The 20,519-nt window shown below is 55.5% G+C and carries 24 protein-coding genes; 7 read left to right on the top strand and 17 right to left on the bottom strand.

Going from position 1 to position 20,519, the window contains the following annotated elements; genetic code table 11:
- Positions 1-224 precede the first annotated feature (224 nt).
- Complete coding sequence (locus AC5EFR_RS09230) at positions 225-722, top strand: hypothetical protein (protein ID WP_493575552.1); 498 nt, start codon at positions 225-227, stop codon at positions 720-722.
- Here the strand turns inward: AC5EFR_RS09230 and AC5EFR_RS09225 are convergent.
- Entirely contained in the window at positions 668-2,179 is a 1,512-nt protein-coding gene (locus AC5EFR_RS09225) for a class I adenylate-forming enzyme family protein (RefSeq protein ID WP_493575551.1), read from the bottom strand. The genes AC5EFR_RS09230 and AC5EFR_RS09225 overlap by 55 nt on opposite strands.
- A gap of 158 nt (positions 2,180-2,337) precedes the next feature.
- Between AC5EFR_RS09225 and accB the strand changes: the two genes are divergently transcribed.
- The 4 genes from accB to aat all read left to right on the top strand — a co-directional run bounded on the left by accB (position 2,338) and on the right by aat (position 5,337).
- Positions 2,338-2,835 (top strand): acetyl-CoA carboxylase biotin carboxyl carrier protein, encoded by a 498-nt coding sequence (gene accB, locus AC5EFR_RS09220; RefSeq protein ID WP_493575550.1) that lies wholly within the window; start codon positions 2,338-2,340, stop codon positions 2,833-2,835.
- Positions 2,836-2,846: 11 nt separating this feature from the next.
- Complete coding sequence (gene accC / locus AC5EFR_RS09215; protein WP_493575549.1) at positions 2,847-4,199, top strand: acetyl-CoA carboxylase biotin carboxylase subunit; 1,353 nt, start codon at positions 2,847-2,849, stop codon at positions 4,197-4,199.
- A 132-nt stretch (positions 4,200-4,331) separates the two neighbouring features.
- A complete protein-coding gene (locus tag AC5EFR_RS09210) occupies positions 4,332-4,553 on the top strand; it encodes a hypothetical protein (protein WP_493575548.1) in 222 nt (73 codons plus the stop codon).
- Positions 4,554-4,680: 127 nt separating this feature from the next.
- On the top strand, positions 4,681-5,337 hold the full coding sequence (gene aat / locus AC5EFR_RS09205; protein WP_493575547.1) for a leucyl/phenylalanyl-tRNA--protein transferase: 657 nt from the start codon (positions 4,681-4,683) through the stop codon (positions 5,335-5,337).
- Here the strand turns inward: aat and AC5EFR_RS09200 are convergent.
- From AC5EFR_RS09200 to AC5EFR_RS09185, 4 genes are all read right to left on the bottom strand, one after another.
- Entirely contained in the window at positions 5,301-5,657 is a 357-nt protein-coding gene (locus AC5EFR_RS09200) for a DUF2155 domain-containing protein (protein ID WP_493575546.1), read from the bottom strand. The genes aat and AC5EFR_RS09200 overlap by 37 nt on opposite strands.
- Positions 5,654-6,100, bottom strand: coding sequence for an outer membrane lipid asymmetry maintenance protein MlaD (gene mlaD / locus AC5EFR_RS09195; protein ID WP_493575545.1), 447 nt, complete (start codon positions 6,098-6,100; stop codon positions 5,654-5,656). Before mlaD ends, AC5EFR_RS09200 begins: the two co-directional genes overlap by 4 nt.
- Positions 6,101-6,110: 10 nt before the next feature.
- The gene (locus tag AC5EFR_RS09190; protein WP_493575544.1) at positions 6,111-6,494 is read right to left on the bottom strand and encodes an NADH:ubiquinone oxidoreductase subunit NDUFA12; all 384 of its coding nucleotides are present in this window, start codon (positions 6,492-6,494) and stop codon (positions 6,111-6,113) included.
- Between the two features lie 118 nt (positions 6,495-6,612).
- Entirely contained in the window at positions 6,613-6,978 is a 366-nt protein-coding gene (locus AC5EFR_RS09185) for a RidA family protein (RefSeq protein WP_493575543.1), read from the bottom strand.
- Between the two features lie 288 nt (positions 6,979-7,266).
- On the opposite strand from AC5EFR_RS09185, the gene AC5EFR_RS09180 reads away from it, so the two are divergent.
- Entirely contained in the window at positions 7,267-8,190 is a 924-nt protein-coding gene (locus AC5EFR_RS09180) for a glycosyltransferase family 61 protein (RefSeq protein WP_493575542.1), read from the top strand.
- On the opposite strand, the gene clpX is transcribed toward AC5EFR_RS09180, so the two are convergent.
- Together clpX and AC5EFR_RS09170 are read right to left on the bottom strand one after the other, a co-directional pair.
- Complete coding sequence (clpX, locus tag AC5EFR_RS09175) at positions 8,187-9,446, bottom strand: ATP-dependent Clp protease ATP-binding subunit ClpX (RefSeq protein WP_493575541.1); 1,260 nt, start codon at positions 9,444-9,446, stop codon at positions 8,187-8,189. The genes AC5EFR_RS09180 and clpX overlap by 4 nt on opposite strands.
- Before the next feature lie 178 nt (positions 9,447-9,624).
- Positions 9,625-10,254, bottom strand: a complete 630-nt coding sequence (locus AC5EFR_RS09170) for an ATP-dependent Clp protease proteolytic subunit (protein WP_299928882.1) — start codon at positions 10,252-10,254, stop codon at positions 9,625-9,627.
- A gap of 206 nt (positions 10,255-10,460) precedes the next feature.
- Between AC5EFR_RS09170 and AC5EFR_RS09165 the strand changes: the two genes are divergently transcribed.
- Entirely contained in the window at positions 10,461-11,090 is a 630-nt protein-coding gene (locus tag AC5EFR_RS09165) for a hypothetical protein (RefSeq protein WP_493575540.1), read from the top strand.
- 12 nt (positions 11,091-11,102) lie between these two features.
- Here AC5EFR_RS09165 and AC5EFR_RS09160 read toward each other — a convergent pair whose 3' ends face one another.
- The 10 genes from AC5EFR_RS09160 to soxY all read right to left on the bottom strand — a co-directional run bounded on the left by AC5EFR_RS09160 (position 11,103) and on the right by soxY (position 20,514).
- Complete coding sequence (locus AC5EFR_RS09160) at positions 11,103-12,104, bottom strand: Gfo/Idh/MocA family protein (protein WP_493575555.1); 1,002 nt, start codon at positions 12,102-12,104, stop codon at positions 11,103-11,105.
- A 159-nt stretch (positions 12,105-12,263) separates the two neighbouring features.
- Entirely contained in the window at positions 12,264-13,526 is a 1,263-nt protein-coding gene (locus AC5EFR_RS09155) for an NAD(P)/FAD-dependent oxidoreductase (RefSeq protein ID WP_299928891.1), read from the bottom strand.
- Between the two features lie 64 nt (positions 13,527-13,590).
- A complete protein-coding gene (locus tag AC5EFR_RS09150; RefSeq protein ID WP_493575539.1) occupies positions 13,591-13,788 on the bottom strand; it encodes a hypothetical protein in 198 nt (65 codons plus the stop codon).
- A 55-nt stretch (positions 13,789-13,843) separates the two neighbouring features.
- Positions 13,844-14,554 (bottom strand): c-type cytochrome, encoded by a 711-nt coding sequence (locus tag AC5EFR_RS09145; protein WP_493575538.1) that lies wholly within the window; start codon positions 14,552-14,554, stop codon positions 13,844-13,846.
- Positions 14,554-15,594, bottom strand: a complete 1,041-nt coding sequence (locus AC5EFR_RS09140; protein WP_493575537.1) for a c-type cytochrome — start codon at positions 15,592-15,594, stop codon at positions 14,554-14,556. Before AC5EFR_RS09140 ends, AC5EFR_RS09145 begins: the two co-directional genes overlap by 1 nt.
- Positions 15,578-16,855 (bottom strand): sulfite dehydrogenase, encoded by a 1,278-nt coding sequence (soxC, locus tag AC5EFR_RS09135; RefSeq protein ID WP_493575536.1) that lies wholly within the window; start codon positions 16,853-16,855, stop codon positions 15,578-15,580. Before soxC ends, AC5EFR_RS09140 begins: the two co-directional genes overlap by 17 nt.
- A 90-nt stretch (positions 16,856-16,945) precedes the next feature.
- Positions 16,946-18,643 (bottom strand): thiosulfohydrolase SoxB, encoded by a 1,698-nt coding sequence (gene soxB, locus AC5EFR_RS09130; protein ID WP_299928906.1) that lies wholly within the window; start codon positions 18,641-18,643, stop codon positions 16,946-16,948.
- A gap of 105 nt (positions 18,644-18,748) precedes the next feature.
- The gene (gene soxA, locus AC5EFR_RS09125) at positions 18,749-19,606 is read right to left on the bottom strand and encodes a sulfur oxidation c-type cytochrome SoxA (protein ID WP_493575535.1); all 858 of its coding nucleotides are present in this window, start codon (positions 19,604-19,606) and stop codon (positions 18,749-18,751) included.
- A gap of 77 nt (positions 19,607-19,683) precedes the next feature.
- Positions 19,684-20,013, bottom strand: a complete 330-nt coding sequence (gene soxZ / locus AC5EFR_RS09120) for a thiosulfate oxidation carrier complex protein SoxZ (RefSeq protein WP_493575534.1) — start codon at positions 20,011-20,013, stop codon at positions 19,684-19,686.
- An 81-nt stretch (positions 20,014-20,094) separates the two neighbouring features.
- A complete protein-coding gene (soxY, locus tag AC5EFR_RS09115; protein ID WP_299928915.1) occupies positions 20,095-20,514 on the bottom strand; it encodes a thiosulfate oxidation carrier protein SoxY in 420 nt (139 codons plus the stop codon).
- Positions 20,515-20,519: the final 5 nt, after the last annotated feature.

Here is a 20,519-nt window from a genome sequence, read left to right as displayed (position 1 = left end):
ATCCAAGTGTGGTGGATGAGCTGATTGAAAACCGTATGAATAAGTAAATTTGGGTTTCATACCTATGAAAAAGGCGGGGCTTTCCCCGCCTTTTTTGTGCCCGCATCCTAGGGTTGGATTAACCATTCAGTAGGAAAATACTTTCAATTCAAGGCACCTAGCTGCGATATTGGTCATATTATGATAACCTAATCCGGTGGGGGCGCACTGGATGGAGTAGACATATGCAACTCACAGGACCGTCCTTGTGGATTGCGCCGCTAGCCACGGGGCACCCCCATGGCCTTCCCGGAGCGAAGCGCCAAGAAAAACCAACGACCAAGGTTCAGCCATTGGACCAAGCCCGAAATCCTGATGCTGCGTTGACGCGCGGGCAGACACCGGGCAACTTTTGGAAAGCCGTCAACGGCGAACCAATCCCCGATGATCACGTCGCCCCGCCCACAATCATGCAGCTGAAAATCAGTCAGATGTTGGATGAGCAGGCGCAGGAAATGGAGGCCATGGCCTCCTCTGATGTTGATGTCACACCACCGGAGCATCCGTCTGAGGATGTTGTGGAGGTCAAAGTCGACGCCAGAACACCGCCTGAAAACAGCCCAACAGGTAAACCTGACGAATTGTCCGAAAAAAGGCCCTTGCCTGTGACCCAAGCAACACTCCCCGCCTACGAAGAGACCGCTAGCTTTTCGCGCAATGAGGTCTTGAGCACTTTGCCATAGTTGTTTTTCGGCAAGTCAGGAACAAAGAAATACGCCTTTGGTCGCTTAAAGCGGGCAATCCGGGCGAGGCAGTGAGCATCCAGCGCTGCCTCGTCCACCTTTGTATTCGTCACCACAAAGGCAACGACATCCTCGCCCCATTCCGGATGGGCCCGACCCAAAACCGCGACTTCGGCAACATCGGGATGCTCTAACAACGCTTCTTCGACCTCACGCGGGTAAATATTTGTGCCGCCGGATATGATCATGTCGCGCGAGCGATCTTTGAGGGTGACGTACCCATCCGAGTCCATCGCCCCCATGTCACCGGTCCAAAGCCAGCCATCGACCAGCGTTTTTGTGGTCGCTTCCGGGTTTTGCCAATAGCCGGGCATGACAATATCACCACGCACCAGAATTTCACCGACCTCGCCATTCGATAGGTCACGCCCCTCGTCATCCGCGATCCTCACCTCGACAGAGGATTGCGCCCGCCCAACCGAGCCGAGCCGCTCACGCCAGCGTGGATGGCTCCGGTCCGTTACATCATGCCGGGACAGTGCAGTGATGCCCATCGGGCATTCCCCCTGCCCGTAAATCTGTGCAAAAACCGGGCCGAAGTGATCGACCGCCGCGATGATATCGGCGTTGTACATCGGCCCCCCGGCATAAACGATGGTGCGTAACCCGTCGCCATTGCGCCCCGCGGCCTTGGCATAGCGCGTCAGACGTTGGACCATGGTTGGGGCCATGAACATATGGGCGCTGCCGAAATGAGCGGCCAGATCAAGGACCTCACTTTCGTCGAAACCACCGGACGGGGGAAAGACATGCCGCGCACCGGCGCGCATATGCATCATATTATAGATGCCGGCCCCGTGGCTGATTGGGGCGGAATACAGGATCGAATCTTCCGCTCGTACCAAATCACAGTCGCTTTGATAGCAATCTGACATGGTCATCAGCATGCGATGGGTCATCTTGACCCCTTTGGGCCGCCCAGTTGTGCCGGATGTGTAAAACAGCCAAGCCAGATCATCAGGCGCGCGAAAAACGATCTGATCGGCGGGGGCCGTGGCCAGCAGGGACAACCAAGGGTCCGAGCCGATTTCAATCACCTTGGCCGATGTGTGTTCAGCAAGATCAACAGCAAGGTCAGGCGTCGCAAAGCCAAGTTTGGCACCAGCGTTTTCAATGATCCAAGCGGCTTCGCGGGGGTGTAGTTTGCCGTTGATCGGCACAATCGCTGCCCCCGCATACCACGCACCATATTCCGCAATAAGATAGTCGGGGACATTCTTCATGAACAGAGCAACCCGGTCGCCCGGAGCGACTCCTTGCGCGATTAAGCCTGCCGCGATGCGCAAGGCAGCCTCATGTAAGGCCCCATAACTTGCCAAAACCTGTGTCCCAAGGTGCAAAGCGGGACGATCCGGGGTAATTTGGGCGGTTCTCGCCAGCCACTGCGCAATATTCATTCCATTCCCCCGATAATTCTTTGCGATTAAAACCTTGAAGCAAAAGGAGTGCAATCCCATGTCAGCTTTGCTTTTCACCGCCGATAGCTTGGCCTATAAGCGGGCAACCGACGTTGCGGAAAATACCGTCACGTCATTCGGGAATGGGCGAGGAACGCATGAGTAAGAAAAACCACGACTCGGATGTAGCTTTTATCAAAGCTTTGGCAGAGCTTCTGCAGGAAAACGATCTGACCGAACTAGAGGTCATGCGCGAGTATGGCGAAGATGACAGCCTGAATGTGCGCGTTAGCCGCCAGCAGCAGATCACCATGACAGCCGCCGCACCCGTGGCTGCGGCACCAGCCGCTGCGCCAGTTGCCGCGGCACCAGCCGCTGCACCCGCACCTGCCGCCGAGATGCCCGAAGATCCGGCAAGCCACCCCGGCGCGGTGACATCGCCCATGGTCGGCACGGTATATATGCAGGCCGAACCCGGTTCGCCCGCCTTTATCAGCGTTGGCGCACAGGTCAAAGAAGGCGACACATTGTTGATCGTCGAGGCCATGAAAACCATGAACCACATCCCTGCTCCCCGTGCAGGCACCGTAAAGCGCATCTTGGTTGAAGACGGCGCGCCGGTGGAATTCGGTGCCCCTCTGATCATCCTTGAATAAGGACGCATCGCATGTTTGATAAAATCCTCATCGCCAACCGGGGCGAAATTGCGTTGCGCGTTGTCCGCGCCTGTCGCGAAATGGGCATCCAATCGGTTGCCGTTCATTCGACGGCTGACGCCGATGCAATGCATGTGCGCATGGCCGATGAAAGCATCTGTGTAGGCCCTGCGCCGGGGACCGACAGCTATTTGTCGATCCCGGCGATCATTGCCGCCTGTGAAGTTACTGGTGCGCAAGCGATCCATCCGGGCTATGGCTTTTTGTCGGAAAACGCCCGCTTTGTGCAGATCGTCGAAGACCACGATCTGAAATTCATCGGCCCCACTGCCGAGCACATCAATATGATGGGCGACAAGATCACCGCCAAGGACACGATGAAAGACCTTGGCGTTCCTTGTGTGCCCGGCTCTGATGGCGGCGTGCCTGATCTGGATGCCGCGCTGAAAATCGGCGAAGAGTTTGGTTACCCCGTTATCGTCAAAGCCACCGCCGGTGGTGGTGGACGTGGCATGAAGGTGGCCAATAGCGCCGAAGAGATGAAATCGGCCTTTCCAACGGCCCGCTCCGAGGCCAAGTCGAATTTTGGCAACGACGAGGTCTATATTGAGAAATACCTGACCACACCGCGCCATATCGAAATTCAGGTGTTTGGCGATGGTCAAGGCAACGCGGTCCATTTGGGGGAGCGCGACTGCTCGCTCCAACGTCGCCACCAGAAGGTCTTTGAAGAGGCCCCCGGCCCCTGTATTAGCCCCGAAGAACGCGCGAAAATCGGCAAAACCTGTGCTGATGCTGTGGCGCGTATTGGCTATGCCGGTGCCGGAACCATCGAGTTCCTCTACGAAAAAGGCGAGTTCTATTTCATCGAAATGAACACGCGTTTGCAGGTCGAACATCCGGTGACCGAGAATATTTTCGGTGTGGATTTGGTCCGTGAGCAAATCCGCGTCGCGGCAGGTATGCCGCTGTCCTTCAAGCAGGAAGACCTCAAGATCAACGGCCACTCGATTGAGGTTCGATTGAACGCAGAGCGCCTGCCGAACTTTGTGCCCTGCCCCGGTCAAATCACCCAGTACCATGCCCCTGGTGGCCTTGGGGTGCGCGTTGATTCGGCGCTATATGACGGCTACAAGATCCCACCCTATTACGACAGTTTGATCGGAAAACTGATTGTACACGGGCGCGACCGCCCCGAAGCATTGGCGCGATTGAACCGAGCTTTGGGCGAGTTGATCATCGACGGTGTCGAAACCACCGTGCCGCTTTTTCACGCACTTTTGCAGGAAAAAGACGTTCATACAGGGGATTACAATATCCACTGGCTTGAAAAATGGCTAGATGCTGGCGGATTGGAGCGTTAAAAAGGCCGGGTCTTGCACCCGGCTTTCTTTTCTCAAACGGTACAGTTGACCGAGCGGCTTTTGACTTTGGCAAAAAGCCCAAATCAAGTATAAAGAACGTAGAGTTTAAGACTATTTTAATAGGAGATCGCAATGAAACCATTGATCGCATTGACTACCGCTTTCGCCCTAACTGCTGCAACAGCAGCACCATCCTTTGCTCAATCAACAGATGATGACGACGACGCATTCATCGCCGCCGCAAGCTCCGCCGCCCCAAGTGCAACAATTGCCCCAGCTACCGCCGCGATTATGGCTGGCGTCGGCTTGGCCTTGGTTTTGGCTGTCGCAAATTCGAGCACGGGCACACGCTAACTCCGGTCCCGGACACATGTATACGACTTGGCGAGCCGCTTGGTTCGCCATTTTCGTTTTCGCCCCTTGCAGGCATCTGGGCATTCTGATTACCCTCTTCCAACCGCCTGCTGCAATTAGCGTATTTATGACGTCCACTTCTTCGCAACCTGTTACGGCAGAGCTCCTCTTGCGGGCTTATTGTTCAGGTGTGTTTCCAATGTCCGAACATCGCAATGATCCCGAACTCTTTTGGGTCGACCCACGGATGCGCGGCGTCTTTCCGTTGGACGGTTTTCACATCAGCAGATCGCTCGCCAAACGTTTGCGTCGAAATGACTATCAAGTCACTTTGAACAGAGATTTTGGTGCCGTTTTGGACGGATGCGCCGACCGACAAGAAACGTGGATCAGCAACGAAATTCGCACTCTTTACACTGAACTGCACGATATGGGCTTTGCCCACTCTCTTGAAGTCTGGATGGACGATGATTTGGCCGGCGGTGTCTATGGTGTCTGCATCGGCCGCGCCTTTTGCGGTGAATCCATGTTCTCGACACGCCGGGATGGCTCGAAAATTGCGCTAGCCTGGCTGGTTGATTTGCTCAACCGTTGCGGGTTTAGTCTATTTGACACACAATTTCTAACGCCACATCTTGCAAGTTTGGGGGCCAAAGAAATTTCCCGCGACGCCTACCGCGCCAATCTGGAACAGGCCCTGCAAGGGGGGAGTGCCGACATTCTATCCCTCCCTCTGGCTGCGTCAGGTCAAGACGTGGTGCACCGCATCACCCAAACATCATAGCGCGGATGATCTAGCGGGTTGAGAGCCGGTGAAGAGGCGACCATCCAGCCACGATAGACCGGTTCGGCAACGCCCGCTTCTCGGATTGTCAAAAACGCATAGGCATCCCCCGATGGGTTGCCCTTGGGGTATCGGCATTCGTTTAGCGTCACTTCGATGAGCCCCATCGTCGCCCGCTCTCCATTCAACAGCTGAATGTCGGAGACTTTGGCGTTGAGTTTGTCCAAAGCACGCAGAACCGCGCCAGCGCCGGTATTCACCGACTCTTGGGAAGACACAGGGGCCGCCAACACGGCCAAGGCAACAGCTAGGTATTTCATTCGTCGCCCCCCCCCACGTATTTCAACAACAACGTCAGCAAGCTAACCGCGCCCTGTGTATCCATCACCTCGTCACCAGCCGCAAAATAGAAAGGCGACCCACCGGGGGAAATTTCGACAAAATTGCCACCAAGCAGCCCTTCGGAGGCAATGATAATTGCGCTGTCATCGGGGATTTCAATGTCACCATTGATGGTGACAACCGTATCGGCACGATAAGTTTCGGTGTTTAGCGCTATATCCGAGACCGTCCCGACTTTGACCCCGGCAAGCCGCACATCTGTCCCGACACTGACCCCCTCAAGCGAGCGAAACGAGGCGCGCAATTCATACCCGGCATTGCCCATTGTCATGCCCGTGCTTTGCACCGCATAGAGGCCAAATGCCAAAGCGGCGGCCAATACGCCGCCGCCCACTACAACTTCGGTTGCCGAATGGCTCATTCTGAGCTCCTTATTCCGGGCTCCAGGCCTCATAATCACGACGATCTGCCGGATCAGCCGCGCGCAAAGACCCGGCGGGTGCATAGGCCAAAGCCGACCCAGTTACGTTTTCTTGGTGGGGCTTTTCCCAGGACTTGTGAACCAGTTCCTTGTCGCCGGGGCGTTCGTCAAAGGTGTGGTGTAGCCAACCATGCCAATCGGGGCTTACGCGTGAAGCTTCAACTTCACCGTTGAACATCACCCAACGCTTTTTACCGTCGCGGGATTCGTAAAAGACGTTCCCCTGATCATCCTCGCCCACTCTGACGCCATTCCGACGGGTATAAAGAACGGTTGTCAGCGTGCCACCGTTCCACCAAGTCACGACGCGCAAGATTTTGCTGAGAATGCTCATGGACGACTCCTGTCTCTCTTATCGTCTATATGGCGAAATACCGGACAAAGGTCCAGTGTTCCCGCTGCCGCAGGCGTGCAAACCCCCGCGATGTAATCGGATTTTCGCCAAAAATTCTCTACACTTCTGGGGCGAGAGCCGTGACTTCGATTTCGATCCGGTATTTCGGGTCGATTAGACCACATTCAATCATCGTCGCCGCCGGAGGGTTTTCACCAAACGTAGCGGCGAGAATGTCAAAACACGGGGCAAATTCATGGCGATCTGGCAGATAGTAATTGACCCGAACCACATCAGCCAAGCTCACCCCCGCTTCGGTGAGGGCATTTTCGATGATGCCAAGCGCCGATTTGCACTGCGTCACCACATCGTCGCCCTGCCCCACTGTGCCGGCAACATGTACAAACCCGCCGGCCACAACAGCACGGCAATAGCCGACCTTTGCCTCAAACTCCCCACCAGAGGAAATCCGTCGAATGCTCATGGTTTCTCTACCCTGAATTGACCTAAGATTGGGCATATGCTTGCCCTAATATACGCCTAAACACCACGGTGTTTTATTTCACGTCCCGGATTCAACATGTCTCAGCCCACGTCGCAAAAACCTTTTGCTCGCCCGGATCCCACCGGCGGGTGGTCTCGCCGTGTCGAAGTCTTGCGCAAGGCAACCGTTGTGCCACCGGTCGTGCGAAAATTTGTACAACCCGCTGGAATTATTCGCGAAAATGGGACGTTTTGCCCACAAGGAGCCCATTGGCGCAAGGCGCGACCCTTGACCATACTGCCCGATAGACCCGAGGGGCCAATTGCCCGACTGCCGGGAACTTGGCTTTGGGGCGGGGTTTTATTTCGCCACTTTGGTCATTTTTTGGTCGAAAGCACCGGCAGGCTATGGCCGCTGCCCGGATTGCCCGAAAAAATCGATGGGGTTCTGTTTATTCCCAAAAGTCCGGGCGCAGGATACCAGCCTGAACCCTTTCACCTCGATTTTTTTGGCATGGCTGGGGTGCGCCGTGTTTACCAAGCCGATCGTCCCTTGCAGGTTGAAAAGCTATACGTGCCGGGCCAAGGTTTTGGCCTTGGGCAAATCATCGAAGGCACCGACCACGCACGCAGCTATTTTCGAAACCACTTTGCCCGCAACATCACACCAGAAGGGCCAGAGAAACTCTATGTCAGCCGGTCGCGCCTTGGCCGGGGACGCGGTAAAATTCTATGCGAAGAGCATCTAGACGGTCTATTGGCGGATCAAGGATATGAGGTATTTCACCCGCAAGCCCATGATTTGCCAACTCAAATTGCGCGATACAAAGCCGCTAAACAGGTCATTGCCTCCGAAGGGTCTGCGATTCATTTGTTTGCCATGGTCGCGCGCGAACATCAGAAACTGGCTGTGGTTGCGCGACGGGTGTCGCAGGCCACCGGTTTCATCCTCCGGCATGCCCGCAGTTTCGCCGGGATCGAGCCAGTTCTTGTGAACACGCTGCATCGCAGTTGGGTCCCGGAAAATGAGAGTGTCGCGCGTCTATGGTTGAGTGAATTGGACTTTGCAGAGGCGCACAGAACCTTGGCTGATGCCGGTTTTGTCAACGGCCCAACATGGACCGACCCCAGCCCGCAAGAGATGGATGCCGCAAAGAAAAAGGCGAGCGATGTACCGCTCGCCCTCGCTATTTCAGAAGATCAGCAAGTTTAACTGGCTTCTTCTTTTTCTTTTTCTGCGTGTACCATCAACGGCTTGGCCTCAGAGTTGACAGCCTCATCGTTAACAACAACCTCAGACACATCATCCATTCCGGGCAGCTCAAACATAGTATCGAGCAAGATTGCCTCTAGGATGGACCGTAGACCACGCGCACCGGTCTTACGCTCAATCGCTTTTTTGGCGATGGCGCTTAGGGCGTCATCCGTGAAGGTGAGCTGTGCCTCTTCCATCTCGAACAAGCGCTGGTATTGCTTGACCAAGGCGTTCTTTGGTTCACTCAGGATAGTGACAAGCGCGTCTTCGTCGAGATCTTCGAGGGTCGCAATCACAGGAAGGCGGCCAACGAATTCTGGAATCAGACCGAATTTCAACAGATCTTCTGGCTCCAGATCTTGGAAAATTTCGCCAACGCCGCGATCGTCATTGTCACGCACATCTGCACCAAAGCCCATGGCCGAACCTTTGCCACGTTGGGCGATGATCCGATCAAGACCCGCAAAAGCGCCGCCACAAATGAACAGGATGTTGGTTGTATCAACCTGCAAGAATTCCTGTTGTGGATGCTTGCGCCCACCTTGTGGTGGAACAGAGGCAACGGTGCCTTCCATCAGCTTCAGCAACGCCTGCTGAACCCCTTCGCCCGAGACGTCGCGGGTGATGGATGGATTTTCCGATTTACGTGTAATTTTATCGACTTCGTCGATGTAGACGATACCGCGCTGTGCGCGTTCGACATTGTATTCCGACGCCTGCAACAGCTTGAGGATGATGTTTTCAACATCTTCGCCCACATAGCCCGCTTCGGTCAGTGTTGTCGCATCGGCCATTGTAAAGGGCACATCAAGGATGCGCGCCAAAGTCTGCGCCAACAAGGTTTTACCACAGCCAGTTGGGCCAATCAGCAAGATGTTGGATTTTGCCAACTCAATATCCGATGATTTCTGCGAATGGTTCAAACGCTTGTAGTGGTTGTGCACAGCCACCGACAATACGCGTTTCGCCTTGGCCTGACCAATGACGTAATCATCTAGAACTTCACAGATTTCTTGCGGTGTTGGCACCCCTTCGGAGGACTTCAGGCCAGCGCCTTTGGTTTCCTCGCGGATGATGTCCATACACAGTTCGACGCATTCGTCGCAGATAAAGACGGTAGGGCCTGCGATCAGCTTGCGCACCTCATGCTGGCTCTTGCCGCAAAAGCTGCAATAGAGGGTGTTCTTGCTGTCACTGCCTGAATTCGTCGCCATATTGCACCTTTCCCGGTCAACGTCCCGGTTTATTCACTTTGTGGGTGACCAATAGGCACCCCCACTTCGCGCCAATCACCACGTTCCTGCCAGCTTAGGACAGGCTTCACGGCGCGACAATCGGAAAATCACCCCGACCTTTACCCATTTTCATAGCAAAGGCCGGGATGCCCGTTTCTTATTCGTCGTCGCCGTCTTTGGCGCGTGAAGTCACGATTTCGTCAATCAGACCCCAGTCTTTCGCCTCTTCTGGCGACATGAAGTTATCACGCTCCAAACCTTGCTCCACCTCTTCATAGGTGCGGCCAGTATGGTGAACGTAGATTTCGTTCAAACGCTTTTTCAGTTTCAGCGTTTCTTCGGCGTGGATCATGATGTCCGTTGCCTGCCCCTGATAGCCACCTGAGGGTTGGTGAACCATCACGCGGGAGTTGGGCAGCGAGAAACGCATATCCTTTTCACCGGCCGTGAGCAAAAGTGAGCCCATGGACGCGGCTTGACCAATCACAAGGGTCGATACCTTGGGGCGGATGTATTGCATGGTGTCGTAAATCGACAGGCCCGAGGTCACAACGCCACCGGGGGAGTTGATATACATGCTGATCTCCTTGGACGGGTTTTCCGCCTCAAGGTGCAACAGCTGGGCCACGATCAGCGACGACATGCCATCATGCACAGGACCGTTCAGGAAAATGATCCGCTCCTTCAACAGGCGCGAAAAGATGTCATAGGCCCGTTCACCGCGGCTTGTCTGTTCGACAACCATGGGAACAAGGGTGTTCATATATACGTCTAAAGGATCTTTCATCACGGTCCCGCCTGCTTGATCTTTGGATACTGCCTAACGCCTAGGTGTTGATAGAGTCTTAGTGCTGGGCATTGGGGGCTGCAAGGGGATGGCGAGAGAAAAGCGTTTCAACTCGCGCTTGAGTCATTTCGGCATATGCCGATAAGGCCCCAGCGCGCGAAGTCGCATGCCTTTACTGTTGGCATTTTTCTCAGCTTGCCGAAGCAATGGCAAAACTGTTCCAACTATCGCTGGAATCTGTCTCGGAGCTATGCCCATTGACCACGGCCCCCAAACGTAAAATCGCGCGCGACGCTTTCAGGTTAGGAGCGGTGATGTTTTGCGCCATCGCGCTTTGGGCCATTTGGTTTCATGTGCCAAGCAATACCAGTTTTGACGCGGCACACGGATATTACCCGTTGCCCAAACCTGTCTCCATCATCGCGGCATTTTGCGGCGCAATGGCGCTCGGGTCACTTTGTTCCCTGTTTTGGGCAAACCGACATCGATTGCGCCCCGTGTTTAGGCCCAATTTCGGGCGGATTTTCAGCTCAGCTGTTATGGCACTCATGACGCCATTCTACGTCATCATTTTTCTTCCGTTCACGTTTTTGGCAAAGCCATCACTGAAGTTTGGAGACCTGCCGTTCGCCGCTGGGACGACACAGACTTACTCAGGCCTCTTTGCTGAATGGCCTGTCATCTTACTGGCGTTTGGACTGTGGTATCCTGCATCTTGCCTGATCATTTCCGGTATTGCGGACAGAGGTGTCAGGGTTCTTTTGTTTGCTCAGATGTGGATTGGTGTCTATTGTCTGGTCATCCTCGCGAACGGGCTTGTCTACCTGAACCTGTGACTTCGGAAACGCTCAGCCGCTCTCGTATTTCAATGTTATGGTTTGTCCTGAACGTGACGACCGTTCTATCGCATCAATGAGCTGATGCGATGTCAGCGCAGAATTGCCCGTTACGGTTGGGGCGGTTCCGGCTCGAATGGCCTGGGCAAAATCTTGGATAGCGGCTTGATGCCAGTCATGTTTTCGCGGTTTCGGCGATCCTGGCGGCGGAAAATGCTCGGTTTGCCCATTGCGCCAATGCAGATCGAGCCGATCTTTGTCGAGCCGCATGGACCCATGCTCAAAATGCAAAGTGATAGCCTCCAGACCGTGGGGATAGGTTGCCGTAGAGGCGGTCAGCGATCCTACCGCGCCATTGGCGAACCGCAGGCCCGCAACAGCAAAGTCTTCGGCCTCCATCTGATGCAGCGGTGTTGTCGCCGTCATGGCTTGGACAGAGGTCACCGGACCGGTCAGGCTAAGCGCCAGATCGATGGTGTGAATGGCTTGCGTCAACAAAACCCCACCGCCGCCGCGATCATAGGTACCGCGCCCCAGCTCGTTGCAATAGGACTGCGGACGCCAAAGCGGCACGGCAATTTCGACATGACCCAGTTTCCCAAGCGTGCCGGTTTCGATGAAGCGCATCGCGGCCAATGACGGTGCCCGCATTCGATGCTGAAACAAGACGCCAAGTGTCACACCGGCATCATGACAGATACGAACAACTTGTTCGGCCTCAGACAAGCTGCGGGCGACAGGTTTTTCGAGCAGGATGTGTTTCCCAGCTTTCGCCAGCGCAGAAATCAGATCAACGCGTACATTTGGCGGCGTGGCGACAATGGCAAATTCAATCGCAGGGTCATCCGTAACGCGGGTCAGATCTGCGGTATAGTCGGGCACAGGGCCAGCATAATAATTTGTCAGGTGCGTAGCGTTTGCTGGAGTGCGGGACATGACCGCGAGCAGTGGAATCTGGTCCTTTAACTCCGAAAGAGCCTCAACATGGGTGTAGGCTATCATTCCAGCACCAATCAGTGCGACGCCCCTGCGCTGCGATGAAAAAGTCGTGTTCAGGGTGCCCTCCGTCTGCCCAGACGGTAAAAAAAATTTTACAAATGTGACAAGCGTTCGAACACCAAAAAGGGGGCGCGTTTCCGCACCCCCTTGACCGTCGAACAGTCGCCCCTGGATTTACCCAAACATGTCCGACGTAATGCCCGCGTACCAACCAACGCTTTCCTCATAGGTGCGCTGACGCAGCTCGGCATCTTCTCCGGTGGCCGAAATAAACCCGTCCACTTTGGCGATTTTCTCATCTGTGGCCTGATAGGAGGCACCAACCTTGATCCCGTCATCGGTGTTGATCAATGACCAGCAGGTGTTGGAGAACTTGGCCGGGAAGACCTTGGACCCGGTCAAAGCACCCCGCACCGCCATGGCCGCAACTTTGGCTTGGCTATTGGCCGAGAACCCGGATTTTGGCATGTCACCCTGTGCTGATGCATCGCCCAAGACATGGATGTTTTCGTCCAGCTTGCTTTGCATGCTATGCGCAGAAACAGGCGCCCAGTTGCCATCGGTCAGGCCCGCAGCTTCGCAGATCAAGCCCGCCTTTTGCGCCGGAATGACGTTGCACACGTCGGCTTTGACGACTTCACCATCAATGTCGACTTCCATTGTGTCCGGGTTGACCGAAACGTTTTCGCCGCCGAAATCAGGCCCGACCCGTTCGATCATACCGTCATAGTGATTGGCCCAACCTTCCTCAAACAGCGCCTGCTTGGAGAATTTCGGCTTGGGGTCGGCGATGATGATCTTGGCCGTGGGGTTGTTGGCCTTGAGGTAATGCGCCACCATCGAAATCCGCTCGTACGGACCGGGAGGGCAGCGGAACGGGTTGGGTGGTGCGACCATCACATAGGTGCCGCCCTCGGGCATCGCCATGATTTGGCGCTTGAGCAATTCACTTTGCGTCCCGGCTTTGTAGGCGTGGGGCATTTTGCCCTGAGACGCGGTGGACCAACCGGGCACAGACCCGTCAATAAAATCAATACCGGGGCTGATGATCAGCTTGTCATAGGGCACCGAACCGCCGCCAGCCAGCGCCACAGTTTTGGCGTCACGATCCACACCGGTGGCCCAGTCATGCACAACGTTGATGCCATATTCAGCGGCCAATGTACCGTAGGTATGACCGATCGAGGACAGCTCGCGGAAGCCCCCAATATAGAGGTTTGAGAAGAAGCAGGTGTAATAAGTGCGCGTCGGTTCGATCAGGGTGACGTCGATCTCGCCCTTGCTGTCCTTGGCGATATAGCGCGCGGCCGTGGCCCCGCCTGCCCCACCACCAATCACCACGACGCGTGGCTTGCCCATGGCGCGTACCATAGGCGCGCTCAATGTCGCCGATGCCGCAATTGAAGTGCCGATAAAGGCGCGTCTGTTCAATGTCATGTCTGTCTCCTCCTTGTTGTCATGTATATGCGTCACCGCATACAAAAACCCCGCGGCCCTAGGGCTACGGGGTGAAATTGGTTTGAAATTCTTGGGTGGTCAGAGTGGCAATAGCCCGAGGGCCGCTGCCAGCGCCAATACCGTTCCCAAAGCGATAATGCGGGCCGGAAAGGACATCTGCAAAAGCTCCGATCAAAAGTGCCAGACGAATACGCCCAGCTAAAACAAGGAATGACAGGACAGTAACCGTATCCTGTGACACCAATGTGATGCTTTTGACTATGCTGAACAATTGCGGAATACCCGACCCCTCCTTATCACTCGATGTTGGCGAAATAGGTTGCCAACGCTGCGATCTCTTCATCGCTGAGGCGGCCCGCCATCATCTGCATAACCGGATGTGGACGCAGCTTTTGCTTGTAGGCATGCATCGCAATCACAAAGTCCTCTTCGTACCAATGCGAAATGCCCGGAATGCCGTCATCATCCCCATCTGCCTGATGGCAGGTGATGCACTCCGATGCGAGATATTCGCCGTAATCCGCATCACCAACAATGGCGAGCGTTTCGGGGCTTAGCTCAACGTTATAGGCAAGCGCGGTTGGTTCGGACTCCGGAATATCCTGTGGGCTGGCGGAAAAGCTGCGCAGATAAGCCAGAATGTCGTGGCGATCCTCCACCTTTTTGACACCGCGAAAATCCATATTGGTGTCTGACACCAAGGACTTCGGGTTTTGGATATAGACATCCAACCGGTCAAACGTCCAATCCATCCCATCGGAATAGGCGCGTTTCAGACCCTTAGAATACTCAAACCCCTCCATGCTGCCGGCGCGACGGCCAAACAAGTCATTAAGGCTTGGGCCTTCTTTGTGCTCAGCGCCTTCACCAACTTGGTGGCAGCCGATACAAGACCGATAAAGCCGCTCTCCGCGTTCCGCGTCTCCTAACGCTTCACCCGCCTCCTCCGCCTGCGCGGCCCCCAAAGGGGCCAACGCGAGGGTCGATATCATCAACCAGCCGCGCATCACTGCGACACCGATTTAAGATACTCGATCATGGCGAGGATATCCTTGTCTTTCTTCAAGCCGTTAAAGGACATTTTGGTGCCCTTCATGTATTTCTTGGGCTTGCTCAAGAACGCGGTCAGAGTTTCCTCGTCCCATGTTCCGCCATGGCCTTTCATGACCTTGGAATACTTGAACCCATCCTGAACACCGACACCGGCCCCAAAAATACCGTTCAAAATCGGGCCGGTCTTGTGCTTGGCGCTCTCACCAACTTGGTGACAGGCTTTGCACTTTTTAAAGACCTTTGCGCCCGCAGCGACCAGATCGGCGTCAAGGGCAACCACAACGGGTTCCGGCTCTGGGGCGGGTTCTGGGGCGGGTTCTGGAGCGGATTCTGGGGCTGCCATGGCTTCTTTGGGCGCGTCTTCCGCCCCCTCTTCCTCAGGCGTTACATCCAAAACCGAGGCACGCATGGTGATTGCCACGCTGTCCTTACAGTTCTCCATGCACGGTTCGGTGCGCCATTTGGTGTATTCGGTTTCGGCCCGATCATCGAGAATGAAACCACCGGCATTGGGCATTTCGACATCCAAGAAGGTGTCTTTGGACAGCTCGAATTCCTCGTCGATCAAATCATTTGAATAGAGGATATAGGCGACAATGGCATAGACGTCATTTGGCTCTAGCGTCTGCGCCGCACCAAAGGGCATCGAGCGATTCACATAGTCAAATGTGGTCGACAGGTAGGGCCAATAGGACCCAACCGTTTTCAACGGATCTTCATCCGCCAAAGTTCCGTCACCACCGGCCAATTTCGGCCAATTATCAACGCCTTCGGCAAAATCACCGTGGCAGATCGCGCAATTGTCGGCAAAGATTTCTTCGCCATCAAGGGCATTGCCCGACCCATCCGGAAGACCCGTGCCATCGGGGCTAACATCAATATCCCATGCGGCGATTTCTTCGGGCAAAGCGGTGCGGCCAAGCCCATGTTTTTCGGCCAACGCTGGCGTGGCAAGACACAGCGCAACCGCCGTCAGATTAAGAAACTTCGACATTCTCTGCCTCCCCATCGGCTTTCACCCACCAGGTCTGGATACAGTTGTTGTGATAGATTGAGTTCAATCCACGTACTTCGCGCAGCTGGGCCTTGGTCGGCTGAACATAACCGGTCTCGTCAATGGCGCGCGATTGCAGGAGCATTTCCTCGCCGTTCCATTCGGTGTCGAGATAGAAGCGCGTAAGGGCTTTGTCCTCACCCTCTTTTCCAAGACGGGCGGTTTCCCATGTTTTGCCGCCATCTTTGGAGACATCAACGCGGGTGATCTTGCCGTGACCGGACCATGCCAAACCGGTGATCACCAACGGGCCGTGACCGTGTTTGATGGGCGACTGCGGACTTGGCGAGGTGACGATGGATTTCGCATCCATGACCCATGTCCATTTGCGCGCGGTCCCGTCCTCAAGAACATCGGTGTATTTCGAGGTCTCTTCGCGGCTTTCGATCGGGCCATCCATGACCTCAATACGGCGGATCCATTTGACCCACATGTTGCCTTCCCAACCGGGCACAACAAGCCGTACAGGATAACCATGCTCTTTACGAAGCGCCTCGCCGTTGGCTTTGAAAGCGATCAAGCAATCGTCCAAGGCTTTTTCCATCGGGATCGAGCGGCCGTTCGACGACGCATCCGCGCCCTCAACATACACCCATTTGTCTTTGAGATCGCCCGCAGCGTCCAAACCCGCCTCTTCCAGCAGCGTCCGCAAAGTGACGCCGGAATATTCCATGTTGTGGATCATGCCATGGGTGAACTGCGCCCCATTTAGCTGGGCACCGGCCCATTCCATGCCGGTGTTTGCGGCGCATTCAAGGAAATAGGTGTGGTTCTGACGCGGGAAACGCTCAAGGTCTTCGTAGGTAAAGACCAGTGGGTTGTCGACCAAGCCGTTGATCATCAACCGGTAATCTTCTTTTTTCAGCTCAATCGCACCCGAGTGATGACGCTCAAACGCGCAGCCCTGAGGGGTGATTGTCCCATCCAACGCGTGGATCGGCGTAAAGTTGATCGAACTGATGGTATCGGCGGTTAGCCACTCCACGTTGCGGCGGATCACGTCGCCCTCAAACTGGATCGGTGCGCCGTATGGTGCGGCGTCTACACCGTCGCCCAAACCGCTCGCCCATTCCTGAACTTCGGTGATAAGTGGATCGGGTGTGCCTGCACTTGCCCCACCGGCAACCGCCCCGGCCCCAAGCGCTGCGGCGCTGGTCAGGAACTGGCGGCGTGAGGGACCCGTATTGGGTTTATCTGCCATTGTGTGTCTCCTTTCGGATCATCGAATTCATCTATGTGAATGATTTGGCGAAAAAAATTTGCCGCCAAAACGTGCCGCGAGGGCGGGCGCTTATGCGCCCACCACCGTGACAGAGTTATTAGGATCAAGTTTTATGGTGCCCTGTTTGCGGATGTGGCTTTCGACCACGTCCCAAATCTGTGGCCCTTCGGTGCCTTCGTTGACGCTTGCCCAGCCGGCAACAACGTAGTTTTTCGCCGGATCAACGGCTTCGCCGGTTTTCAACAGGGTCATTTCGGAAATCCGCTCGCCCTGTGGCTTGGTCACGTCACAACGGTAGGCCATGCCACCAATACGCACCATGTCCCCACCCTGTTGGTAATAAGGATCAGGGTTAAAGATGTTGTCGGCCACGTCCTCAAGGATCACCTTGATAAATTCCCCGGTCATTTCAGAGCGATAGGCCTCGCCGTAGCTCATCGAGGTGACGTTCCAGATATCTTCGCGGGTGATGTCATCACCAGGAAGCAACGATGGCCCCCAGCGCACGCCGGGCGACATGGCAATGTCGGCCTCACGCTCTTCGATCAGCGCGTTACAAATCAAGTCATCCCAAGAGCCGTTGAAATTCCCACGACGATAGAGCGTGCTATCGGTCTGGCCGATGACTTCGCTCAGCTGGTCTTTGTACGGGGCGCGCTGCTCTTCGATAACCTTGGTCATCACCGGATCAGGCGTGATCACATCCGAGAAAATCGGGATCAGTTTGTGGCGATAGCCCATCATCCGGCCATCGCGGATATCCAAATCGACGCGGCTGACGAATTTGCCGTTTGAGCCAGAAGCCACAACGATGGTTTCGCCGACCAACACCGGTTCTGGCAACGCGTCATGGGTGTGGCCCGACAGGATCACGTCAATCCCGGTGACTTTGGTTGCCATCTGTTTGTCAACGTCAAAGCCATTGTGCGACAGGCACACAACGCATTCCGCGCCCATGCTGCGGACTTCATCCACCATGGCCTGCATGTTTTCATCGCGAATACCGAAGCTGTACTCCGGGAACATCCACCGCGGGTTGGCGATCGGCATATAGGGGAAGGCCTGACCGATCACGGCAACCTTAACGCCGCCACGCTCAAAGAACTTGTAGGGTTTGAACAGTTCAGCCGGTTCATCCCACTCGGAGTCAAAGATGTTTTGACCCAGTGCGGCAAAGGGCAACCCTTCGACGATTTCATTCACACGCTCGGAACCGAGGGTAAATTCCCAGTGGAATGTCATCGCATCGGGCTTCAGGACGTTCATGGAATTCACCATGTCCTGCCCTTCGGTGTGAAAGCAGGTGTAGGACCCGTGCCATGTATCCCCACCATCCAGCAAAATCGCATCCGGGCGGTCGGCGCGAATGGCGTTCACCACAGTCGACACACGATCAAGGCCACCAACCTTTCCATAGCCTTTGGCCAGAGCTTCAAAGTCACCAGATGACAGCGCGTAGTGGGAGGGAGACCCATCTTCGATGCCATAGGCTTTGCGGAAATCCGCTCCGGTCAAATGCGGCACGGCCCCTTTGTTGCCGCCAACCCCGATATTAACCGACGGTTCGCGGAAATAGATCGGCATCAGCTGGGCGTGAATGTCTGTGACGTGGATAAGTGAGACATTGCCAAAGGTGTCGAACTGCAAAAGCTGGTCCTGAGTCAGGCTTTGCTGCGCGGCTGCGCGCGCCCAAGTGCCATAGCCAGACGCGCCCATCATGGCCGTAGCTGCCATGGAAACCTGCAGAAAATCGCGACGAGAGATCATGGGGAGTGCTTTCTATCTCAGGGTGTTACCGCAAACGTATTCACGATAATGAATGGATGTAGGGAAAGAAAACCCCGCACCGGGCAACCGATGCGGGGCAAAATATTAGTTACGGACGGAGGGGCCTTCGACGGCCAAACCATTCGCACGCGAAGAGACATAGAGCTCCAATGCGATAAACTCGGCCGAACCTGGGCTGTAGGTTTCGGCGCGCGTATCACGCACACAGCCTTTGAAGCGCGAATGCACCCCGTTCAGCTTGGCGTTTTTCAGACGATAGGCCGGGAAGCCGTTGATCTGACCTTGGCTCAGGTGATCCGCACGGATGTAATTGCCATAGTTATCTTCGTGGCAATTGGCACAGCTCAGCTCGAGCTGACCGGTACGTGTGTAGTACAGTTCTTTGCCCTGCGCCCACATATCGGCCGCAGGGCCATCAATGGCCACATTCATTGGCATGCCACGCGAATGGAACGACAGCATCGCTTCCATGTTGACGGCTGCACCAGCGTCGTATTTCCACGCCTCGGCCCCCATCTGGTTCACCCGGCAGTCGTTCATCTGCATCTGCAGAGTGCGGACTTCGCCAGCTTCTTCGTTCCACTTGGGGTAAGTCGCTTTGACACCTGCCATCGAGTCGGCGGGATCATCGTGACAATCTGCGCAGGCTTTGCCTTCGCTGCCCTCAGCGGCGTTCCACTGATCCATCGCCTGATCCACAAAGATCATGCCCGGATTGTCGAAGTCATCCAGCTGAAGAGATTGTGTTTCATCCGAGCGAAAGTGCCAGCCCGAAATCAGCTCGTCCAGCGCACCATCAAGGTGGGCCGGAGCGGCGGTTTTGGTGACCAGTTCGGTGTCGCCATTGATGACCATTGTGTCATCGTCTGCGCCGCCCGCTATGGCCAGAGGTGCCGAAAGGCCTGCCACTAGGGCTAGGGCCGTCAGTGCCTTGAAATTCATATAGTTTCCCTCCCTTTGAACCTGCGCCCCAGAAGCATTTTCATGCGTTCGCGATCCGGGGCGCAAGGCGCCAGCGTTTAGCCGATGGCGATTTTCTTGGCGGTCTCATAGATGTCGCCGTCATCATCGTACCATGTGAATTTGAATTCACCGGCCTCGGGCACGGTGGCTTCGAATTCCACATATGGGTTGGTCGAGATGGCAGGCTCAAGCGTCACATCAATGACGTTCTGACCATTAAAATCGCAGGTAAAGCGATGGATGATCGAGCGCGGAATGATGTTGCCGTCTTTGCCTTTGCGCTGACCCGATTCCATTTTGTGCGAAATCAGGGTCTTGATGGTGATTGCATCACCAGCAGCGGCCTTTTTGGGGACTTTGACGCGGGGTTTTACACCAGATGCCATTGTTCAATTCTCCTAACGTTTTGGTCGCAATCCCGAGCCGCAAAAAACCGAAGTCCACTTTTGCTGGGATTGCTCCGCTGCTTAGCCGCCGCAGCCGCCGATGGTGACCTTGACGGTCTTGGAGGCGCGGGCAAAGCTGCCATCGGCCATTTTGGCAACAGCAACAACATCTTGCGTACCGGCCAGGCGAATACGGGTCGAGGCGGACTGGCTGGCGGCCAGTGGGCCAAAGTTGAATGTACCAACCGGCGGCGTCGGGTTGCCTGTGGCCAGAACCATGATTGCGGTTGCGCCGGGCGCGGACACCGCGATCGGAACAGTATTGCCGTTTTCCGCAATTTCAGGCGCAGTCAGCTCAAGGCCAGTATCGGCCATATCGGCCCCGCCTGTGAACTCGGCAATCAGATCGTCCGACGCGGATGCGCTTGCACGCAACGGCAGGACGGTCATCAGCGCTGCACCGGCACCCATGGCCAATGTTTCGCGACGTGTGAATTCCATCGTCT

The organism is Pelagimonas sp., assembly GCF_058892305.1.
Note: the sequence above shows the minus strand (reverse complement) of the source record. Positions and strands in the feature narration are given on the sequence as shown.

What these genes read in the sequence shown, in the direction of transcription:
- AC5EFR_RS09230 (WP_493575552.1), top strand. Translation starts at nt 225, where the DNA reads ATGCAACTCACAGGACCGTCCTTGTGGATTGCGCCGCTAGCCACGGGG.
- AC5EFR_RS09225 (WP_493575551.1), bottom strand. Translation starts at nt 2,179, where the DNA reads ATGAATATTGCGCAGTGGCTGGCGAGAACCGCCCAAATTACCCCGGAT.
- accB (WP_493575550.1), top strand. Translation starts at nt 2,338, where the DNA reads ATGAGTAAGAAAAACCACGACTCGGATGTAGCTTTTATCAAAGCTTTG.
- accC (WP_493575549.1), top strand. Translation starts at nt 2,847, where the DNA reads ATGTTTGATAAAATCCTCATCGCCAACCGGGGCGAAATTGCGTTGCGC.
- AC5EFR_RS09210 (WP_493575548.1), top strand. Translation starts at nt 4,332, where the DNA reads ATGAAACCATTGATCGCATTGACTACCGCTTTCGCCCTAACTGCTGCA.
- aat (WP_493575547.1), top strand. Translation starts at nt 4,681, where the DNA reads ATGACGTCCACTTCTTCGCAACCTGTTACGGCAGAGCTCCTCTTGCGG.
- AC5EFR_RS09200 (WP_493575546.1), bottom strand. Translation starts at nt 5,657, where the DNA reads ATGAAATACCTAGCTGTTGCCTTGGCCGTGTTGGCGGCCCCTGTGTCT.
- mlaD (WP_493575545.1), bottom strand. Translation starts at nt 6,100, where the DNA reads ATGAGCCATTCGGCAACCGAAGTTGTAGTGGGCGGCGGCGTATTGGCC.
- AC5EFR_RS09190 (WP_493575544.1), bottom strand. Translation starts at nt 6,494, where the DNA reads ATGAGCATTCTCAGCAAAATCTTGCGCGTCGTGACTTGGTGGAACGGT.
- AC5EFR_RS09185 (WP_493575543.1), bottom strand. Translation starts at nt 6,978, where the DNA reads ATGAGCATTCGACGGATTTCCTCTGGTGGGGAGTTTGAGGCAAAGGTC.
- clpX (WP_493575541.1), bottom strand. Translation starts at nt 9,446, where the DNA reads ATGGCGACGAATTCAGGCAGTGACAGCAAGAACACCCTCTATTGCAGC.
- AC5EFR_RS09170 (WP_299928882.1), bottom strand. Translation starts at nt 10,254, where the DNA reads ATGAAAGATCCTTTAGACGTATATATGAACACCCTTGTTCCCATGGTT.
- AC5EFR_RS09165 (WP_493575540.1), top strand. Translation starts at nt 10,461, where the DNA reads ATGGCAAAACTGTTCCAACTATCGCTGGAATCTGTCTCGGAGCTATGC.
- AC5EFR_RS09155 (WP_299928891.1), bottom strand. Translation starts at nt 13,526, where the DNA reads ATGACATTGAACAGACGCGCCTTTATCGGCACTTCAATTGCGGCATCG.
- AC5EFR_RS09145 (WP_493575538.1), bottom strand. Translation starts at nt 14,554, where the DNA reads ATGCGCGGCTGGTTGATGATATCGACCCTCGCGTTGGCCCCTTTGGGG.
- AC5EFR_RS09140 (WP_493575537.1), bottom strand. Translation starts at nt 15,594, where the DNA reads ATGTCGAAGTTTCTTAATCTGACGGCGGTTGCGCTGTGTCTTGCCACG.
- soxC (WP_493575536.1), bottom strand. Translation starts at nt 16,855, where the DNA reads ATGGCAGATAAACCCAATACGGGTCCCTCACGCCGCCAGTTCCTGACC.
- soxB (WP_299928906.1), bottom strand. Translation starts at nt 18,643, where the DNA reads ATGATCTCTCGTCGCGATTTTCTGCAGGTTTCCATGGCAGCTACGGCC.
- soxA (WP_493575535.1), bottom strand. Translation starts at nt 19,606, where the DNA reads ATGAATTTCAAGGCACTGACGGCCCTAGCCCTAGTGGCAGGCCTTTCG.
- soxZ (WP_493575534.1), bottom strand. Translation starts at nt 20,013, where the DNA reads ATGGCATCTGGTGTAAAACCCCGCGTCAAAGTCCCCAAAAAGGCCGCT.
- soxY (WP_299928915.1), bottom strand. Translation starts at nt 20,514, where the DNA reads ATGGAATTCACACGTCGCGAAACATTGGCCATGGGTGCCGGTGCAGCG.